The organism is Bacillus cereus group sp. MG20, from assembly GCF_040459885.1.
Taxonomy (GTDB): domain Bacteria; phylum Bacillota; class Bacilli; order Bacillales; family Bacillaceae_G; genus Bacillus_A; species Bacillus_A cereus.
On the sequence record NZ_JARVHF010000001.1, the window covers coordinates 3,097,501 to 3,116,843 of the forward strand.

Genomic DNA, 19,343 nt, shown 5'->3' on the forward strand with positions numbered 1-19,343 from the left:
AGCCGCAGTGAATAGGCCCAAGCGACTGTTTAGCAAAAACACAGCTCTCTGCGAAGCCGTAAGGCGAAGTATAGGGGGTGACACCTGCCCGGTGCTGGAAGGTTAAGGAGAGGGGTTAGCGTAAGCGAAGCTCTGAACTGAAGCCCCAGTAAACGGCGGCCGTAACTATAACGGTCCTAAGGTAGCGAAATTCCTTGTCGGGTAAGTTCCGACCCGCACGAAAGGTGTAACGATTTGGGCACTGTCTCAACCAGAGACTCGGTGAAATTATAGTACCTGTGAAGATGCAGGTTACCCGCGACAGGACGGAAAGACCCCGTGGAGCTTTACTGTAGCCTGATATTGAATTTTGGTACAGTTTGTACAGGATAGGCGGGAGCCATTGAAACCGGAGCGCTAGCTTCGGTGGAGGCGCTGGTGGGATACCGCCCTGACTGTATTGAAATTCTAACCTACGGGTCTTATCGACCCGGGAGACAGTGTCAGGTGGGCAGTTTGACTGGGGCGGTCGCCTCCTAAAGTGTAACGGAGGCGCCCAAAGGTTCCCTCAGAATGGTTGGAAATCATTCGTAGAGTGCAAAGGCATAAGGGAGCTTGACTGCGAGACCTACAAGTCGAGCAGGGACGAAAGTCGGGCTTAGTGATCCGGTGGTTCCGCATGGAAGGGCCATCGCTCAACGGATAAAAGCTACCCCGGGGATAACAGGCTTATCTCCCCCAAGAGTCCACATCGACGGGGAGGTTTGGCACCTCGATGTCGGCTCATCGCATCCTGGGGCTGTAGTCGGTCCCAAGGGTTGGGCTGTTCGCCCATTAAAGCGGTACGCGAGCTGGGTTCAGAACGTCGTGAGACAGTTCGGTCCCTATCCGTCGTGGGCGTAGGAAATTTGAGAGGAGCTGTCCTTAGTACGAGAGGACCGGGATGGACGCACCGCTGGTGTACCAGTTGTTCTGCCAAGGGCATAGCTGGGTAGCTATGTGCGGAAGGGATAAGTGCTGAAAGCATCTAAGCATGAAGCCCCCCTCAAGATGAGATTTCCCATAGCGTAAGCTAGTAAGATCCCTGAAAGATGATCAGGTTGATAGGTTCGAGGTGGAAGCATGGTGACATGTGGAGCTGACGAATACTAATAGATCGAGGACTTAACCATATAATATGTAGCAAATGTTATCTAGTTTTGAAGGAATATGCCTTCATAGTTTGGTGATGATGGCAGAGAGGTCACACCCGTTCCCATACCGAACACGGAAGTTAAGCTCTCTAGCGCCGATGGTAGTTGGGACCTTGTCCCTGTGAGAGTAGGACGTCGCCAAGCAAAAACCTAAGTCGTTTCGACTTAGGTTTTTTTGTGTTTATTTTTATTTATCGAATGTTATAATCCATAAATTTAATAACGCTAAAGACGAAAAAAGAATGAAATAGAGACTGTTTAAAATAATAGCAATGATTTTTTGTGTTCCGGATTTTCCTAATACCGCTAAAGCAATACTTAAAATAGGAAACATTATTTCTATCATAAGTATATATTTTAAATAATGAGATGCTATAAATAAGTATTCAATAATTACAACAATTACTGCGATAGAAAAAATGAATAGGATAATAGCGTAGTTCTTTATTTCACGTTTATCCTCCTTAGAAATTAAATCGTTATAATAAAAGTTCTATTGATGTGTAGAATACAAGATTGTACATATTGTGATTTAAAACATACTGAAGTACTATATAAACGATTATAAGTAAATAGATCTCTAGAAATATATATTCTAATTCCCTTTTCTTCTTGCATATAGTTGCAATTCTTCTTTTGAATATAACTAAAACACGAACGTTATTGACTACTAATAAAAAAACATTCGATTATTTATTGACATCGTTTATGAAATATTGTTAATATAGCCATAGAAACAATAATATAAGACCTCATATAATCGCGGGGATATGGCCTGCAAGTCTCTACCTAACGACCGTTATTCGTTAGACTATGAGGGAAAGTCACTCGGTATTTTTCTATTCACAAGGGATACGTATGCCTGAGTAGAGCGCTTTCTCTCATAGTAAAAGAGAAACTGTTCTATTTCAGGCTTTTTTTATTTGAATCGGGGGGATTCTAATATGAAATCACTAGTTGGAGTCATAATGGGAAGTACATCAGACTGGGAAACAATGAAATATGCTTGTGACATTTTAGATGAATTAAATATACCGTATGAGAAAAAAGTTGTATCCGCTCATCGGACTCCGGATTATATGTTTGAATATGCAGAGACGGCTCGTGAACGTGGATTGAAAGTTATTATTGCTGGAGCTGGTGGAGCAGCACATTTACCAGGAATGGTTGCAGCGAAGACAAATCTTCCTGTAATTGGAGTTCCAGTTCAATCAAAAGCATTAAACGGCTTAGATTCATTATTATCCATCGTCCAAATGCCAGGAGGTGTTCCAGTTGCAACTGTTGCAATTGGTAAAGCCGGTTCAACGAATGCTGGATTACTTGCTGCACAAATACTTGGATCATTCCATGATGATATACATGATGCATTAGAATTGAGACGAGAAGCGATTGAAAAAGATGTGCGTGAAGGTAGTGAGCTAGTATGACGAGAATCATTTTACCTGGAAAAAAAATCGGCATTATTGGAGGCGGCCAGCTAGGAAGAATGATGGCATTGGCAGCCAAGGAGATGGGATATAAAATTGCTGTTTTAGATCCTACAAAGCATTCACCATGTGCACAAGTTGCTGATATTGAAATTGTTGCACCGTATGACGATTTAAAGGCAATTCAGCATTTAGCAGAGATAAGTGATGTTGTCACATATGAATTTGAGAATATTGATTATAGATGTTTACAATGGCTTGAAAAACATGCTTACTTGCCACAAGGTAGTCAGTTGTTAAATAAAACGCAAAATCGTTTTACAGAAAAGAATGCAATTGAGAAGGCTGGGTTACCGGTAGCAACGTATAGATTAGTTCAAAATCAAGATCAGCTTACAGAAGCAATTGCTGAGTTATCATTCCCTTCCGTCTTAAAAACGACGACAGGTGGATATGATGGGAAAGGGCAAGTTGTTTTAAGAAGTGAGGCTGATGTTGAGACAGCAAGAGATCTTGTGGATAAAGCAGAGTGTATTTTAGAGAAATGGGTGCCTTTTGAAAAAGAAGTATCCGTTATTGTGATTCGTAGTGTAAGTGGTGAAACGAAAGTATTTCCGGTAGCGGAAAATATTCATGTAAATAACATTTTGCATGAATCTATCGTTCCAGCTCGTATTACAGAAGAGCTTTCTCAAAAAGCAATTGCTTATGCAAAGGTACTTGCGGATGAATTAAAACTTGTGGGAACACTAGCTGTAGAGATGTTTGCTACAGCTAATGGTGAGATTTACATTAATGAATTAGCACCAAGACCTCACAATTCAGGACACTATACACAGGATGCATGTGAAACGAGCCAATTTGGTCAACATATTCGAGCAATCTGTAATTTACCTCTAGGAGAAACAAATTTGTTAAAACCAGTTGTCATGGTAAACATTTTAGGCGAACATATAGAAGGGGTCCTAAGACAAGTGAATAGATTAACCGGGTGCTATTTACACTTGTATGGAAAAGAAGAAGCAAAAGCACAGCGAAAAATGGGGCATGTTAATATTTTAAATGATAATATTGAAGTCGCTCTAGAAAAAGCAAAGAGTTTGCATATTTGGGACCATCAAGAACAACTGTTGGAGGGAAAAAGATGATTAGTCGTTATACACGCCCTGAAATGGGTGCGATTTGGACGGAAGAGAACAAATTTAAAGCGTGGTTAGAAGTTGAGATTTTAGCTTGTGAAGCATGGGCTGAGCTTGGCGATATTCCAAAAGAAGATGTTAAAAAAATTCGTGAACATGCATCATTTGATATTGATCGTATTTATGAAATTGAAAAAGAAACACGTCATGACGTAGTTGCATTCACTCGTGCTGTATCAGAAACGCCAGCACTAGGCGAAGAACGTAAATGGGTTCATTACGGTTTAACATCTACAGATGTAGTAGATACAGCATTATCTTACATCTTAAAACAAGCGAATGAAATTATATTAAAAGACTTAGAGAACTTTGTAAGCATTTTAGCTAACAAAGCGAAAGAGCATAAATACACAATCATGATGGGAAGAACACACGGTGTTCATGCAGAACCAACAACATTCGGTTTAAAACTTGGTCTTTGGTATGAAGAGATGAAACGTAACGTAGAACGTTTCAAACAAGCTGCTGATACAGTTCGTGTTGGTAAACTATCTGGTGCGGTTGGTACATATGCAAATATCGATCCATTCGTAGAAAAATATGTTTGTGAAAATCTAGGATTAGAAGCAGCACCAATTTCAACACAAACATTGCAACGTGATCGTCACGCACACTACATGTCAACACTTGCATTAATCGCAACATCTATCGAAAAGATGGCAGTTGAGATTCGTGGCTTACAAAAGAGTGAAACACGTGAAGTTGAAGAAGCTTTCGCAAAAGGCCAAAAAGGTTCTTCTGCAATGCCACATAAGCGTAATCCAATTGGATCTGAAAATATGACTGGTTTAGCTCGTGTTATCCGCGGTTATATGATGACAGCTTATGAGAATGTTCCATTGTGGCATGAGCGTGACATTTCTCACTCTTCAGCAGAACGCGTAATTTTACCAGATGCTACAATCGCATTAAATTACATGTTAAATCGCTTTGGTAATATCGTTAAAAACTTAACTGTATACCCAGAGAATATGAAACGCAATATGACAAGAACATACGGCTTAATTTATTCTCAGCGCGTAATGCTTACACTAATCGACAAAGGTATGGTACGTGAAGAAGCTTATGATATCGTACAGCCTAAAGCGATGGAAGCTTGGGAAACACAAGTACAATTTAAAGAGCTTGTAGAAGCTGATGAGCGCATTACAAGCAAGTTAACACAAGAAGAAATTAATGAATGCTTCAACTATGAGCATCATATGCAACACGTTGATACAATCTTTGAACGACTTGGATTAAACGAAGCGTAAAATTTCATATGGCACAGAATAGAGTCATTCTGTGCCATTCTTTATAAAAATATTATTCACATTTTTCAAACTACAGGGGGCTTGCGAAATGCAAAAGCTAGAATTGCTGTATGAAGGTAAGGCAAAAAGAATTTATCGTACAGAATCAGCAGATATGGTTTGGGTAGAGTACAAAGATAGTGCGACTGCTTTCAATGGGGAGAAAAAAGAGACGATTACAGGAAAAGGTCGTTTGAACAATGAGATTACAACTTTATTGTTCAGAAAGTTACAAGAAGTAGGAATTAAAACACATTTTGTTGAGAAGTTATCTGAAACAGAACAACTTGTTAAAAAAGTGAGTATTATTCCTTTAGAAGTTGTCACAAGAAATGTAATTGCAGGAAGTCTTTCAAAACGATTAGGAATGGAAGAGGGAACTGTACTTGCAGAACCAATCGTAGAATTTTACTTCAAAGATGATAATTTAGGAGATCCGCTTGTAACGGAAGATCATATTCGTGTATTAAACGTTGCATCGCCAGAGCAAGTAAGCGTATTACGAGATATGGCTCTACAAATCAATCAAGTGTTGATTGATCATTTCGCAAGCTGTCGTGTAAGATTAGTAGATTTCAAATTAGAGTTTGGTGTAACGGAAGAGGGAGAAATCATATTAGCGGATGAAATTTCACCAGATACTTGCCGTTTATGGGATGAAACGAGCAATGAGAAGTTTGATAAAGACGTATTCCGTCGCGATCTTGGAAATTTAACAGATGCTTATGAAGAGATTTTAAAACGTTTAGGGGGAATTTCACATGTATAAAGTTAAGGTATATGTAACATTAAGAGAAAGCGTATTAGATCCACAAGGAACAGCGGTAAAAGGAGCTCTTCATAGTCTTTCATTCACAGAAGTACAAGACGTTCGAATCGGAAAGTACATGGAACTAACAATTGATAAATCTGTATCTGACTTAGATAGCAAGGTAAAAGAAATGTGTGAAAAACTATTAGCGAACGTTGTAATGGAAGACTTCCGTTATGAAGTTGAGGAGGTTGTCGCACAGTGAAATTTGCCGTAATAGTATTTCCAGGTTCGAACTGTGATGTCGATATGTTCCATGCAATTAAAGATGAGCTTGGCGAAGAAGTAGATTACGTTTGGCACGATACAGAGAATTTAGATGAATATGATGCAATTTTACTACCAGGTGGATTCTCTTACGGTGACTACTTACGCTGCGGTGCTATTTCTCGCTTTGCTAATGCAATGAAAGCAGTACAAAAAGCTGCTGAGCAAGGAAAGCCGATTTTAGGTGTATGTAATGGATTCCAGATTCTTGTTGAATCAGGATTACTACCAGGAGCATTAATGAGAAACGAAAACTTAAAATTTATGTGTCGTACTGTTCAGTTGCGTGTTGAAAATAATGAAACAATGTTTACATTACAATATGAAAAAAATGAAGTAATCAATATTCCAATCGCTCATGGTGAGGGGAATTACTATTGTGACGAAGAGACTCTTAAAAGATTAGAAGAGAATAATCAAATCGCATTCCGTTACGTAGAAAATCCTAACGGTAGCGTTTCAGATATTGCTGGTATTGTAAACGAAAAAGGAAATGTACTTGGTATGATGCCACATCCAGAGCGTGCTGTAGATGAATTACTTGGCGGTGCTGAAGGGTTAAAAGTCTTTCAATCTATCTTAAAACAGTGGAGGGAAACATATGTCGTTAATGCTTGAACCAAATCCAACACAAATTAAAGAAGAGCGTATATATGCGGAAATGGGGCTAACAGACGAAGAGTTTGCCATGGTTGAAAAGATTTTAGGTCGTCTGCCAAATTATACAGAAACAGGATTGTTCTCTGTAATGTGGTCTGAACATTGTAGTTATAAAAATTCAAAACCAGTTCTTCGTAAGTTTCCAACGACAGGTGAGCGCGTTCTGCAAGGACCTGGAGAAGGCGCTGGAATTGTAGATATCGGTGATAATCAAGCAGTTGTATTTAAAATGGAAAGTCATAACCATCCTTCAGCTATTGAACCATATCAAGGAGCAGCAACAGGTGTTGGTGGTATTATTCGTGATGTATTCTCTATGGGAGCACGTCCGGTAGCTCTATTAAACTCACTTCGTTTCGGTGAATTACAGTCACCACGTGTGAAATATTTATTCGAAGAAGTAGTAGCAGGAATTGCAGGATACGGTAACTGCATCGGTATTCCGACTGTTGGCGGCGAAGTACAATTTGATCCATGTTATGAAGGAAATCCACTTGTAAATGCAATGTGCGTAGGTTTGATTAACCACGAAGACATTAAAAAAGGGCAAGCGCACGGTGCTGGTAACACAGTAATGTACGTAGGAGCATCAACTGGTCGTGACGGTATTCACGGTGCAACATTCGCGTCGGAAGAACTATCTGAAAGCTCAGAAGCGAAACGTCCAGCGGTTCAAGTAGGGGATCCATTTATGGAAAAACTTCTTATTGAAGCGTGTTTAGAATTAATTCAATCTGATGCACTTGTTGGAATTCAAGATATGGGTGCGGCTGGTTTAACATCATCATCTGCAGAAATGGCAAGTAAAGCAGGAATGGGTATTGAAATGTACTTAGATGATGTACCACAGCGTGAAACAGGAATGACACCATATGAAATGATGCTATCTGAATCACAAGAGCGTATGTTAATTGTTGTGAAAAAAGGTAGAGAACAAGAAATAGTAGATTTATTTGAGAAGTATGGTCTTGCAGCGGTTACGATGGGGAAAGTAACGGAAGATAAAATGCTTCGTTTATTCCATAAAGGTGAAAAGGTAGCTGAAGTTCCAGCAGATGCTTTAGCAGAAGAAGCACCAATTTATCATAAACCATCAAAAGAAGCAGCATACTTTGCTGAATTCCAAGCAATGAAAATGGAAACGCCAAAAGTAGAAAATTATAAAGAAGCGTTATTCGCTCTATTACAGCAACCAACAATTGCAAGTAAAGAGTGGGTATACGATCAATACGATTACCAAGTTCGTACAAGCACAGTTGTTACACCAGGTTCAGATGCAGCAGTTGTACGTGTACGCGGTACAGAAAAAGGATTAGCAATGACGACAGATTGTAATTCTCGCTACATTTATCTAGATCCAGAAATGGGCGGTAAAATTGCAGTAGCAGAGGCAGCGCGTAATATCGTATGCTCTGGCGGTGAGCCACTTGCAATTACAGATTGCTTAAACTTCGGTAACCCAGAAAAACCAGAAATCTTCTGGCAAATTGAGAAATCAGTAGACGGTATGAGTGAAGCTTGTCGCACATTACAAACACCAGTTATCGGCGGAAATGTATCGATGTATAACGAACGTAGTGGCGAAGCTGTATATCCAACACCAACTGTTGGGATGGTCGGACTTGTACATGACTTAAAACATGTAACAACACAAGAGTTTAAGCAAGCTGGTGATTTAGTTTATATAATCGGTGAGACGAAAGCTGAGTTTGGCGGAAGTGAATTACAGAAAATGATTCACGGAAAAATTTTCGGTCAATCACCAAGTATCGATCTAGATGTAGAATTAAAACGCCAAAAACAAGTATTAGAAGCAATTCAAGCTGGTCTTGTTCAATCTGCACATGATGTTGCTGAGGGTGGTTTAGCAGTTGCAATTTCAGAAAGTGCAATTGGTGCTAACGGCTTAGGTGCTACTGTGAAATTAGATGGAGAAGCAACAGCAGCATTATTCGCTGAATCACAGTCTCGCTTCGTGATAACTGTAAAACGTGAAAATAAAGAGGCGTTTGAGAAAACGGTAGAAGCAATCCAAGTTGGAGAAGTAACAAGTACAAATGAAGTAACAATTCATAATGAAGAAAATGAAGTATTACTTACAGCAAATGTAGATGAAATGAGAAAGGCTTGGAAAGGGGCAATCCCATGCTTGCTGAAATAAAGGGGTTAAACGAAGAATGTGGCGTTTTCGGAATTTGGGGGCATGAAAATGCAGCACAAGTTTCATACTACGGATTGCACAGTTTACAGCACCGTGGGCAAGAAGGCGCAGGCATTGTCGTAAATAATGGAGAAAAAATCGTCGGTCACAAGGGGTTAGGTTTAATATCAGAAGTGTTTTCAAGAGGTGAGTTAGAAGGATTAAATGGAAAATCAGCAATCGGGCATGTACGATATGCAACAGCTGGTGGAAGTGAAGTTGCTAACGTTCAACCATTGTTGTTCCGTTTTTCCGATCATAGTATGGCGTTAGCTCATAACGGAAATTTAATTAACGCAAAAATGCTTCGTCGTGAATTAGAAGCAGAGGGAAGTATTTTTCAAACTAGTTCAGATACAGAAGTACTTTTACATCTTATTAAACGTAGTACGAAAGACTCTTTAATTGAAAGTGTAAAAGAGGCTCTGAATAAAGTGAAAGGTGCGTTTGCGTATCTTTTACTAACTGGAAATGAAATGATCGTTGCGTTAGATCCAAATGGATTCCGTCCGCTTTCAATTGGAAAGATGGGGGATGCTTACGTTGTAGCATCTGAAACATGTGCTTTTGATGTAGTAGGTGCTACATACATTCGCGATGTAGAACCTGGTGAATTACTTATCATTAATGATGAAGGAATTCACGTAGATCGTTTCACAAACGATGTAGAACATGCGATTTGTAGTATGGAATATATTTACTTTGCACGACCAGATTCTAATATTGCTGGTGTTAACGTTCATGCAGCGCGTAAAAATATGGGAAAACGTTTAGCAGCGGAAGCTCCTATTGAAGCGGATGTTGTTACTGGTGTACCAGACTCTAGTATTTCAGCTGCGATTGGCTATGCGGAGGCAACAGGCATTCCGTATGAATTAGGATTAATTAAAAATCGTTACGTTGGACGTACTTTTATCCAGCCTTCTCAAGAACTGCGTGAGCAAGGGGTTAAGATGAAGCTTTCCGCAGTAAGAGGTGTGGTTGAGGGGAAACGAGTTGTTATGATTGATGATTCTATCGTAAGAGGAACGACAAGTAAACGAATTGTTCGTATGCTTCGTGAGGCTGGAGCGACAGAAGTTCATGTAAGAATTGCTTCACCACCTCTGAAATATCCATGTTTCTATGGTATTGATATTCAAACGAGAAAAGAATTAATTGCAGCAAATAATACAGTAGAAGAAATCCGCGAAATGATCGGAGCAGATTCTTTAACATTTTTAAGCGAAGATGGATTAGTAGATGCAATTGGACGTCCATATGAAGGGAAATATGGCGGCCTATGCATGGCTTACTTTAATGGGGACTATCCAACAGCTCTTTATGATTATGAGCAAGAGCTTTTAGAAAGTATGAAATAAGAAAAGTGAAAAAAGCTTCTACTTCTTTTGCTGTAGAAGCTAGCTTTTTTCTTAAAACGGCCCGCCCTGGATGGGGAGAAATTAAAAGACGAGGTGTAAATAACGATGGCGAATGCATATAAGCAAGCAGGAGTAGATATTGAAGCTGGATATGAAGCGGTATCTCGCATGAAAAAACACGTACAAACAACTATGAGAAAAGAAGTACTAGGCGGTTTAGGCGGTTTTGGAGGTATGTTTGATCTATCAAAATTTGCATTAGAAGAACCTGTATTAGTATCTGGAACAGATGGCGTGGGAACAAAATTGATGCTCGCTTTTATGGCAGATAAACATGACACAATTGGTATTGATGCAGTAGCAATGTGTGTAAATGATATTGTTGTCCAAGGAGCAGAGCCGCTTTTCTTCCTTGATTATATTGCTTGTGGTAAAGCTGAACCTAGTAAAATTGAAAACATCGTCAAAGGTATATCAGAGGGCTGTCGCCAAGCTGGTTGTGCATTAATCGGTGGAGAAACAGCTGAAATGCCAGGAATGTATTCTACGGAAGAATATGATTTAGCTGGTTTTACAGTTGGGATTGTTGATAAAAAGAAAATTGTAACAGGTGAAAAGATTGAAGCTGGTCACGTGCTAATTGGCTTAGCATCTAGCGGTATTCATAGCAATGGTTACTCTTTAGTACGAAAAGTGTTACTAGAAGATGGAGAACTATCTTTAGAGCGTATTTATGGACGGTTAGAACTACCTCTTGGTGAAGAATTATTAAAACCAACGAAAATTTATGTCAAACCTATTTTAGAACTATTGAAGAAGCATGAAGTATACGGTATGGCGCATATTACAGGGGGCGGATTTATTGAAAATATCCCACGTATGTTGCCAGAAGGAATTGGTGCTGAGATTGAACTAGGATCTTGGAAAATTCAGCCGATCTTCCATTTGCTTCAAGAAGTTGGGAAACTGGAAGAGAAAGAAATGTTCAATATTTTTAACATGGGTATTGGTATGGTAGTAGCAGTGAAGGAAGAAGATGCAAAAGATGTTGTTCGTCTTCTTGAAGAGCAAGGAGAAACGGCTCGTATTATTGGACGTACTATACAAGGAGCTGGCGTTACTTTTAATGGGGGCACAGCACTATGAGTAGATTAGCAGTTTTTGCTTCTGGAAGCGGATCTAACTTTCAATCTCTCGTTAATGCGGTAGAAGAAAAAAGATTGGATGCAGAAATTAGTTTATTAGTATGTGATAAACCAGAAGCACGCGCTGTTGGACGGGCAAATTATCATCATATTCCGTGTTTCGCTTTTTCAGCGAAAGCATATGAGTCCAAAGAAGCGTTTGAAAAAGAGATATTAAAGAAGCTAGAAGAATATGAAGTTGATTATATTATTTTAGCTGGATATATGCGTTTAATCGGGCCGACGTTACTAGAAGCATACGGCGGAAAGATTATTAATATTCATCCATCATTACTACCGAGCTTTCCGGGTAAAGATGCTGTCGGTCAAGCGTTAGAAGCAGGTGTGAAAGTAACTGGAGTAACAATTCATTATGTAGATGCAGGTATGGATACAGGACCAATTATTGCGCAAGAAGCAGTGGTTGTTTCTGAAGGGGATACGAGAGAAAGCTTACAAAAGAAAATTCAGCAAGTTGAACATAAATTATACGTAAATACAGTGAATCAAATTGTTCAGTCTGTGAAAGAAACAACTGTTAACTAACATACAACCAGGGGTGAAGGATAAATGAAAAAGCGTGCATTAGTAAGTGTTTCAGATAAAACAGGAGTAGTAGAATTTGTTAAAGGGTTACTAGAGCAAGGGATTGAAGTTATTTCAACAGGTGGTACGAAAAAGTTACTAGAAGAAAACGGCTTACAAGTAATTGGTATTTCTGAAGTAACTGGTTTCCCTGAAATTATGGATGGTCGTGTGAAAACTTTACATCCAAATATTCATGGTGGTCTATTAGCAGTTCGTGATAATGAAACACATGTAGCGCAAATGAATGAATTAGGTATTCAAGCAATTGATTTTGTTGTTGTTAACTTATACCCATTTAAAGAAACAATCGCTAAGCCTGATGTAACATTTGCTGATGCAATTGAAAATATTGATATCGGTGGCCCGACAATGATTCGCTCTGCTGCGAAAAATCATAAATTCGTATCTGTAATTGTAGATCCGGTAGATTATGATATTGTGTTAGCAGAACTGAAAGAGAACGGTGAAGTAGCAGAGGAAACGAAACGTAAACTAGCAGCGAAAGTATTCCGTCATACAGCAGCGTATGATGCGTTAATTTCTAACTACTTAACAGAGCAAATGGGTGAAGAAAGTCCAGAAACATTAACTGTGACATTTGAGAAAAAGCAAGACTTACGTTATGGCGAGAACCCACATCAAAAAGCAACTTTCTATAAAGCGCCATTCGCAGCAACTTCTTCTGTTGCATACGCAGAACAATTACACGGTAAAGAATTATCGTATAACAATATTAATGATGCAGACGCAGCGCTTAGCATCGTAAAAGAATTTACAGAACCAGCAGTAGTAGCAGTAAAACATATGAATCCATGTGGTGTTGGAGTAGGAACTAATATTCACGAAGCATATACTCGTGCTTATGAAGCAGATCCAGTATCAATCTTCGGCGGTATTATTGCAGCAAATCGTGAAATTGATAAAGCTACAGCAGAAAAGTTACATGAAATTTTCTTAGAAATTGTTATCGCACCTTCGTTCTCGCAAGAAGCTTTAGAAGTGTTGCAAAGTAAGAAGAACTTACGTTTATTAACTATAAATATTGAAAAAGCGACAAGTGCAAGCAAAAAACTAACTTCTGTACAAGGCGGACTTCTCGTTCAAGAGGAAGATACGTTATCATTAGATGAAAGTACAATTTCAATTCCAACGAAACGTGAACCTTCAGAGCAAGAATGGAAAGATTTAAAACTAGCTTGGAAAGTTGTAAAACATGTGAAATCAAATGCAATTGTTTTAGCGAAAGATGACATGACAATTGGTGTCGGTGCGGGACAGATGAACCGTGTAGGCTCTGCAAAAATCGCGATTACACAAGCTGGTGAAAAAGCACAAGGTAGCGCACTTGCATCTGATGCTTTCTTCCCAATGCCAGATACATTAGAAGAAGCAGCAAAAGCGGGAATTACAGCAATCATTCAACCAGGCGGATCGATCCGTGATGAAGATTCTATTAAAGTGGCAGATACGTATGGGATTGCTATGGTGTTCACTGGCGTACGTCATTTCAAACACTAATAGAGGATGTTTAAAAAGTCCGGTCAAGATAACCTTCGCATGTCGTCGTTGCATCGCCAGTGCGGTACTCATGTAGGAAAGCTACACTCCGTGTCCTCCTGGCAAATGCGCCTAGACCTGCTCGGTGCTCTTGATCCTCCTTTTTAAACCTTTATTGAGATGGATGTTTAAAAAGTCCGGTCAAGATAACCTTTTATTGATATGAAAAAGCAAACTAGGAGCATAGCTTCTAGTTTGTACTTATTTAATTATTGGGGGATGAAATATGAATGTTTTAGTAATTGGCCGCGGTGGGCGTGAGCATGCTTTAGCTTGGAAGTTTGCACAATCTGCAAAAGTGAAAAAGGTATATGTAGCACCAGGTAATGAAGGTATGCGAGATGTTGCAATACCAGTTGATATTGATGAAAATGATTTTGATGCATTAGTTTTATTTGCCAAAGAGAATAATATTGAGTTAACTTTCGTTGGACCAGAAATTCCACTTATGAATGGAATTGTTGATCGTTTTAAAGAAGAGGGACTTCGCGTATTTGGTCCGAATAAAGCGGCTGCTGTTATTGAAGGTAGTAAAGCTTTTACAAAAGAGCTTATGAAAAAGTATGATATTCCAACTGCGGCGTACGAAACTTTTACCGATTATGAAGAAGCAGTACAGTATATTCAAAAAGTTGGTGCACCAATCGTTATTAAAGCTGACGGATTAGCTGCTGGTAAAGGGGTAACGGTAGCAATGACGCTTGAAGAGGCATTACAGGCTGTGAAAGAAATGCTACAAGATGTGAAGTTCGGCGCGGCAAGTAAGAAGGTTGTTATTGAAGAGTTTTTAGATGGACAAGAATTTTCATTAATGGCATTTGTAAATGGAACAACTGTACATCCGATGGTAATCGCTCAGGACCATAAACGAGCTTTTGATGCTGATAAAGGCCCAAATACAGGCGGAATGGGTGCATATTCTCCAGTACCACAAATTCCAGAATCAGCAGTCCAAGAAGCGATTCAAACCGTATTACATCCAACTGCTCAAGCAATGATCCAAGAAAATCGATCGTTTACAGGGATTTTATATGCAGGGCTTATTTTAACAAATGATGGTCCAAAGGTAATTGAATTTAATGCACGCTTTGGTGATCCTGAAACAGAAGTTGTATTACCTCGCTTAGAAAATGATTTAGTTGATGTATGTAACGCTGTATTAGATGAAAGTGAGTTAGTGTTAGAGTGGTCAGAGGAAGCATTAATTGGTGTTGTACTTGCTTCAAAAGGATATCCAGAAGCGTATAAAAAAGGTGAAATTATTACAGGATTAGATCGTTTAGAAGATGCTATTGTCTTTCATTCAGGTACAGCGATGAAGCATGGGGATTTTGTAACGAATGGTGGCCGTGTACTATTTATTGCTTATAAAGCGAAAGACTTACAAGAAGCGAAAGATAGAGTGTATAAAGAAATCGCAAAGATTGAGAGCGATGGCTTATTTTATCGTAGTGATATAGGATATCGTGCGATTGGGTATGAGATTACGCGAAGCTAACATATGTTAGCTTCTTTTTTTATAGGAAATAGAGTATAGTACGTTGAATCTTTTCAAGAGATTATAAACTATTTGTATCTATATACACTTTTTCTCTACCTGCTTACATCTTATTTCTCCAATTAATAATAGTAGTATTGAGATGATTAACGTAAGAGCAGCGACAAGGAGTGGGAGGGAAAAACTTTGCATTTGCTCCGCAATAATACCTGTAAAGATTGGACCGATAATTTGGCCAATCCCATAAACACCTGTCGTATAACCAATGATTTTATTACTTTCATTCGGTCTTATTCGTTTTGCTTCTGTAGTTGTTAAAATTGTAATTCCGACGAATGTAGCACCTAGAAGGAATGCACTTAGAAATGCCCCAAAAAGGTTTGGAATAAGGAGTGGAGAAAGTACACTTATAATTTGTAACATATAGGCGGATGTAAGAGCTCGTGTTGGTCCGTACTTCCGAGCAACAGTGGACCAAAGGTAACTAGATGGGATGACAGCAATACCGACAATAATCCAGCTACAAGATGCATAGAAGGGTGATAGTGTAATTCTTTCTACAATGGTGACAAGGAAGGTCCCTGTAATGATATAGCCAAATCCTTCGAATCCGTAAGCTAAAATAAGCCAAAATAAATCGTTTTTTCTATAAGATGTAGCTTGTATAGTACTTTTTGGTTGCTGTATAGTATGTCTACTGTCCTCTCTTAACCATTTCCATACAAGGATAGCTAAACTAAAACTAATAAGTCCTAACCCAATCCATGCACCTTGCCAATTCCAAATTGAGTTGAATAAAGGTGCGAAACTTCCAGAGAAAATAATGCCAATTCCAACACCGCTATAAATCATGCCACCTAGCATGACTTTATTACTTTGAAATAAATAATCTAAAACAATACTAGAGGCAAGAACAAATACAATTGCACTTGTGAAACCACCGATAAAGCGAAGGGGAAACCATAAAAAGATATAAGAGGTTAAGCCCATACAAAGAGTTGAAAGAACATTGAAGAATAAACAGTGGTGTAATATTTTTTCACGATTTTTTATCGTCATGAATCCAATAAAGAATGCCCCAAGTAAATAACCAAGATAATTACTGGACGCTAAATATCCAGCGAGGTCATCTTCTATATGGGCTTGCTTTTCCATAAAAGAAATAATCGGTGTGTAGGCGAACCGACTAATACCCATGACAGCTATTAAAGAACATATCCCAGCTATAATCATTTTCCATGTTTTTGTTTCTTTCATATAATCTCCCTTCTTGAAATATCTTCTAATATATATGATAGAGGAATATATATGGGGCGTAAAATACTGATTTTTTATATGTAATATCAAAATTAATGATATGAACGAAGGGATATGAACGAATGAACTTACAAGATTTTGTAGCTTTTTATATGGTCGCGCAGGAGAAAAGTATTTCAAGAGCAGCTATTCGGTTGAATTTTGTTCAATCAAACATAACAGCAAAAATAAAACGGCTAGAAGCTGAATATGAAACACAATTATTTTATAGGCATCGAGATGGAGTTACATTAACACCAGCCGGAGAAAAGTTGTTAACATACGCTGAAAAAATGATTCAATTATTAAATGAATCAAAAAGGCAAGTGAAACATACAGCGGAGCCTGGAGGAGTATTGAAAATTGGAGCGATGGAAACAGCAGCAGCTGTTAGATTGCCCACGATTTTAGCTAATTATCATATGCGCTATCCAGAAGTGGAAATTATGTTGCAAACGCACAATACGGAAGAATTAACGAAGAAGGTACTCTTATATGAAATAGAGGGGGCATTTGTAGCTGATTGTATAGCTGATCCAGCTTTAGAAAAGATAGAAGTATTCCAAGAGGAAATGATGTTACTTTCAAAGCGGAATGTTTTGTGGGATAACGGATATTCGGAATCGCAGTCTTTTATCGTTTTTCAATCAGGTTGTTTTTATAGAAAAGTTTTAGAAGAATGGTTACTATCTGAAGGGATTGTTCCAAAAAAAATAATGGAATTAAATTCTTTAGACGGTATTATTGGATGCGTAAAAGCTGGACTTGGGGTGTCTATGTTACCACGTGAAGTAGCAGAGCAATTTGATAGCCATAAAGAACTTATTCATACACCGTTAGTACATGAAAACAGGTTTATTCCGACTTATTTTATTTATCGGAAAGATAGTGTGAGAACAGCAGCGTTAAGCAAGTTTATTGATAACTTGCTTTGTATAAAAACAGCCCGCTGAAAATTCAGTGGGCTGTTTGTTCATGCATCTTTATCTTTCTTCAATTTTCCTTTTTGCTTTGCCATTTCTCGAAGTAAATACTCGATGTGTGCATTGACGCTACGAAACTCATCATTTGCCCATTTTTCGATGACTGCGTGTAATTCAGGATCAATACGTAATGGAAAGCTTTTCTTTTTAGCCATAATTACTTATAGCCCTTAGTATAGGCTTCCTGTATTAATAACTGGTTGCGCACCTTTATCTGAAACGATGGCAACTAATAGGTTGTTTACCATATTCGCTTTACGCTCGTCATCTAATTCAAGTACGCCTTCCTCATCTAACATATGGATTGAATCCTTCGCCATCTTCACAGCACCTTCAACAATCTCTTTTCTAGCAGCTAATACCGCTTTTGCTTGTTGACGTTGTAGCATCGCATGGGCAATTTCTGTTGCATAAGCTAAATGTGTTAAACGAGTTTCTAATACTTCTACGCCTGCGATTTCAAGGCGCGCTTCTAACTCACGCTTTAATTCTTCAGAGATTTCTTCAGTATTCCCGCGTAACGTAATGCAAGTTTCATCTTGGAAATTGTCATAAGGATATTTTGTTGCGACGTGGCGGATTGCTGTTTCACTTTGAATTTCTACAAATCGATCGTAATGTTCAACACCGAACATTGCTTTTGCAGAATCAACTACTTTATATACAATAACAGCTGCAATTTCAATCGGATTTCCCTCAACATCGTTTACTTTTAATTTCTTACTATTAAAGTTTTCAACACGTAACGAGACAGTTTGACGGAATGCGAATGGAATTGTTAAAAATAAACCATTTTGACGAATTGTTCCTAAATAATTACCAAAGAACGTAATAACTTTCGCTTGATTCGGTTGAACAATACCGATACCTGTAGCGAGAATTGCCGCTAATATAATAGTTAGTGCTGCTCCTACGAAAATTTCTTGCGCAAGGAAAAATACACCGATAGCAGCTAAAATCAAAATTCCAATAATACCGAGAAAACCATTTACATAAAATACTTGTTTTTCTTTCATATGATCGCCTCCTGATATAAAAATGATATCACTTTTATATCATTTTAAGCAAGGGGTATGCACCTAATTTTCTGAAATTTATTGATTGATATCTTTTATGTACATTTTAAAGTTAGAAATAAGAATATACGTTCTGTTTTATGGTAAAATAAAGAAGACTTAACCGCCCACTGCAGCAGCTAAGTCCCTTTGAGAGCATCTTGCATCGTGACAAATGATTCAAAGCGGTTTTGCCAGGATTATTTCTTCAATCGCTGACTCAATCTCTTTGTCAGAAGCGTCATAACTTCCCTTTGACTTTGGCTTGTCATGAGCGGAAGTTTGATTCACTTCTTCTTTAGCATGTCCTTTTTCAGCAAAATTCATGCCAGGCATTTTAAATGCGCCCATATTCATGTATTTTCCAAATTTCCACGCTTCAACAATAGGGCAGAAGCGAACAATTCCCTCTGCAACTTTCATTGCACCAATCCATAGAAAAATGTTAGACCAAGTGCACCACGGCTTGCGTACAAGTTTAGTTGCACTACATCCGAAGAGGACAAGCCCAAGTGTAATTCGAATTAGAGCGTTTATTGTCCCGATGTTTTGCTTCATTAGAAAAACACTCCTTTTTATGAAAATTGAAATAGTAAATACTACTTCTCTTATTAGTATCCCGTGTGATTTTTGGGATATGTAATCCAACATTTGACGTTGAAAAAGATGTTGGAATCGGCGTGTGTGTCAGTAGCTTTTTTTGTTATAATGAAAGAATGCATAAAAAGAAGGTGAAATTAAATCCTTTTTTTTGAAAAATATTTAATAGCTATTTTAAAAAATCAAGATA

At 38.4% G+C, this 19,343-nt stretch carries 18 protein-coding genes, 2 rRNA genes and 1 riboswitch (1 of these 21 running past the window's edge); of the genes, 15 read left to right on the top strand and 5 right to left on the bottom strand.

Going from position 1 to position 19,343, the window contains the following annotated elements:
- Window positions 1-1,151 (top strand): 23S ribosomal RNA (locus QCI81_RS15975); it begins 1,771 nt to the left of the window's first position.
- Between the two features lie 49 nt (window positions 1,152-1,200).
- Window positions 1,201-1,316, top strand: a 5S ribosomal RNA gene (rrf, locus tag QCI81_RS15980).
- A gap of 43 nt (window positions 1,317-1,359) precedes the next feature.
- On the opposite strand, the gene QCI81_RS15985 is transcribed toward rrf, so the two are convergent.
- Window positions 1,360-1,620, bottom strand: a complete 261-nt coding sequence (locus QCI81_RS15985; protein WP_071731348.1) for a hypothetical protein — start codon at window positions 1,618-1,620, stop codon at window positions 1,360-1,362.
- Window positions 1,621-1,904: 284 nt separating this feature from the next.
- Window positions 1,905-2,006, top strand: a riboswitch (purine riboswitch).
- Between the two features lie 110 nt (window positions 2,007-2,116).
- On the opposite strand from QCI81_RS15985, the gene purE reads away from it, so the two are divergent.
- The 12 genes from purE to purD all read left to right on the top strand — a co-directional run bounded on the left by purE (window position 2,117) and on the right by purD (window position 15,219).
- Window positions 2,117-2,602: a 5-(carboxyamino)imidazole ribonucleotide mutase gene (gene purE / locus QCI81_RS15990; RefSeq protein ID WP_000839367.1), complete on the top strand. Its 486-nt coding sequence runs from the start codon at window positions 2,117-2,119 to the stop codon at window positions 2,600-2,602.
- Window positions 2,599-3,750, top strand: a complete 1,152-nt coding sequence (gene purK / locus QCI81_RS15995) for a 5-(carboxyamino)imidazole ribonucleotide synthase (protein WP_071731347.1) — start codon at window positions 2,599-2,601, stop codon at window positions 3,748-3,750. Before purE ends, purK begins: the two co-directional genes overlap by 4 nt.
- On the top strand, window positions 3,747-5,054 hold the full coding sequence (gene purB, locus QCI81_RS16000) for an adenylosuccinate lyase (RefSeq protein ID WP_000625682.1): 1,308 nt from the start codon (window positions 3,747-3,749) through the stop codon (window positions 5,052-5,054). The genes purK and purB overlap by 4 nt, the downstream gene beginning before the upstream one ends.
- A gap of 88 nt (window positions 5,055-5,142) precedes the next feature.
- Complete coding sequence (purC, locus tag QCI81_RS16005; protein ID WP_001170549.1) at window positions 5,143-5,862, top strand: phosphoribosylaminoimidazolesuccinocarboxamide synthase; 720 nt, start codon at window positions 5,143-5,145, stop codon at window positions 5,860-5,862.
- Window positions 5,855-6,109: a phosphoribosylformylglycinamidine synthase subunit PurS gene (gene purS, locus QCI81_RS16010; RefSeq protein WP_000278823.1), complete on the top strand. Its 255-nt coding sequence runs from the start codon at window positions 5,855-5,857 to the stop codon at window positions 6,107-6,109. Before purC ends, purS begins: the two co-directional genes overlap by 8 nt.
- Entirely contained in the window at window positions 6,106-6,789 is a 684-nt protein-coding gene (purQ, locus tag QCI81_RS16015; protein WP_353810848.1) for a phosphoribosylformylglycinamidine synthase subunit PurQ, read from the top strand. Before purS ends, purQ begins: the two co-directional genes overlap by 4 nt.
- On the top strand, window positions 6,773-8,992 hold the full coding sequence (purL, locus tag QCI81_RS16020; protein WP_071731346.1) for a phosphoribosylformylglycinamidine synthase II: 2,220 nt from the start codon (window positions 6,773-6,775) through the stop codon (window positions 8,990-8,992). Before purQ ends, purL begins: the two co-directional genes overlap by 17 nt.
- Complete coding sequence (purF, locus tag QCI81_RS16025) at window positions 8,977-10,392, top strand: amidophosphoribosyltransferase (protein WP_000879026.1); 1,416 nt, start codon at window positions 8,977-8,979, stop codon at window positions 10,390-10,392. Before purL ends, purF begins: the two co-directional genes overlap by 16 nt.
- Window positions 10,393-10,497: 105 nt before the next feature.
- Window positions 10,498-11,538, top strand: a complete 1,041-nt coding sequence (gene purM, locus QCI81_RS16030; protein ID WP_001262441.1) for a phosphoribosylformylglycinamidine cyclo-ligase — start codon at window positions 10,498-10,500, stop codon at window positions 11,536-11,538.
- On the top strand, window positions 11,535-12,122 hold the full coding sequence (purN, locus tag QCI81_RS16035; protein WP_000088590.1) for a phosphoribosylglycinamide formyltransferase: 588 nt from the start codon (window positions 11,535-11,537) through the stop codon (window positions 12,120-12,122). Before purM ends, purN begins: the two co-directional genes overlap by 4 nt.
- A gap of 24 nt (window positions 12,123-12,146) precedes the next feature.
- Complete coding sequence (purH, locus tag QCI81_RS16040; RefSeq protein ID WP_000745406.1) at window positions 12,147-13,682, top strand: bifunctional phosphoribosylaminoimidazolecarboxamide formyltransferase/IMP cyclohydrolase; 1,536 nt, start codon at window positions 12,147-12,149, stop codon at window positions 13,680-13,682.
- Window positions 13,683-13,947: 265 nt separating this feature from the next.
- Window positions 13,948-15,219 (top strand): phosphoribosylamine--glycine ligase, encoded by a 1,272-nt coding sequence (gene purD, locus QCI81_RS16045; RefSeq protein WP_071731345.1) that lies wholly within the window; start codon window positions 13,948-13,950, stop codon window positions 15,217-15,219.
- A 78-nt stretch (window positions 15,220-15,297) separates the two neighbouring features.
- Here the strand turns inward: purD and QCI81_RS16050 are convergent, their stop codons facing one another.
- The gene (locus QCI81_RS16050; RefSeq protein WP_071731344.1) at window positions 15,298-16,476 is read right to left on the bottom strand and encodes a YbfB/YjiJ family MFS transporter; all 1,179 of its coding nucleotides are present in this window, start codon (window positions 16,474-16,476) and stop codon (window positions 15,298-15,300) included.
- A gap of 122 nt (window positions 16,477-16,598) precedes the next feature.
- Here QCI81_RS16050 and QCI81_RS16055 point away from each other — a divergent pair, with 122 nt between their 5' ends.
- A complete protein-coding gene (locus QCI81_RS16055) occupies window positions 16,599-17,468 on the top strand; it encodes a LysR family transcriptional regulator (protein WP_001053119.1) in 870 nt (289 codons plus the stop codon).
- Window positions 17,469-17,488: 20 nt separating this feature from the next.
- Here QCI81_RS16055 and QCI81_RS16060 read toward each other — a convergent pair whose 3' ends face one another.
- From QCI81_RS16060 to QCI81_RS16070, 3 genes are all read right to left on the bottom strand, one after another.
- Window positions 17,489-17,653, bottom strand: coding sequence for a type II toxin-antitoxin system antitoxin (locus QCI81_RS16060; protein WP_001085171.1), 165 nt, complete (start codon window positions 17,651-17,653; stop codon window positions 17,489-17,491).
- Between the two features lie 15 nt (window positions 17,654-17,668).
- A complete protein-coding gene (locus QCI81_RS16065) occupies window positions 17,669-18,514 on the bottom strand; it encodes an SPFH domain-containing protein (protein ID WP_000660675.1) in 846 nt (281 codons plus the stop codon).
- Between the two features lie 219 nt (window positions 18,515-18,733).
- Window positions 18,734-19,111: a YgaP family membrane protein gene (locus tag QCI81_RS16070; protein ID WP_000812340.1), complete on the bottom strand. Its 378-nt coding sequence runs from the start codon at window positions 19,109-19,111 to the stop codon at window positions 18,734-18,736.
- Window positions 19,112-19,343 lie beyond the last annotated feature (232 nt).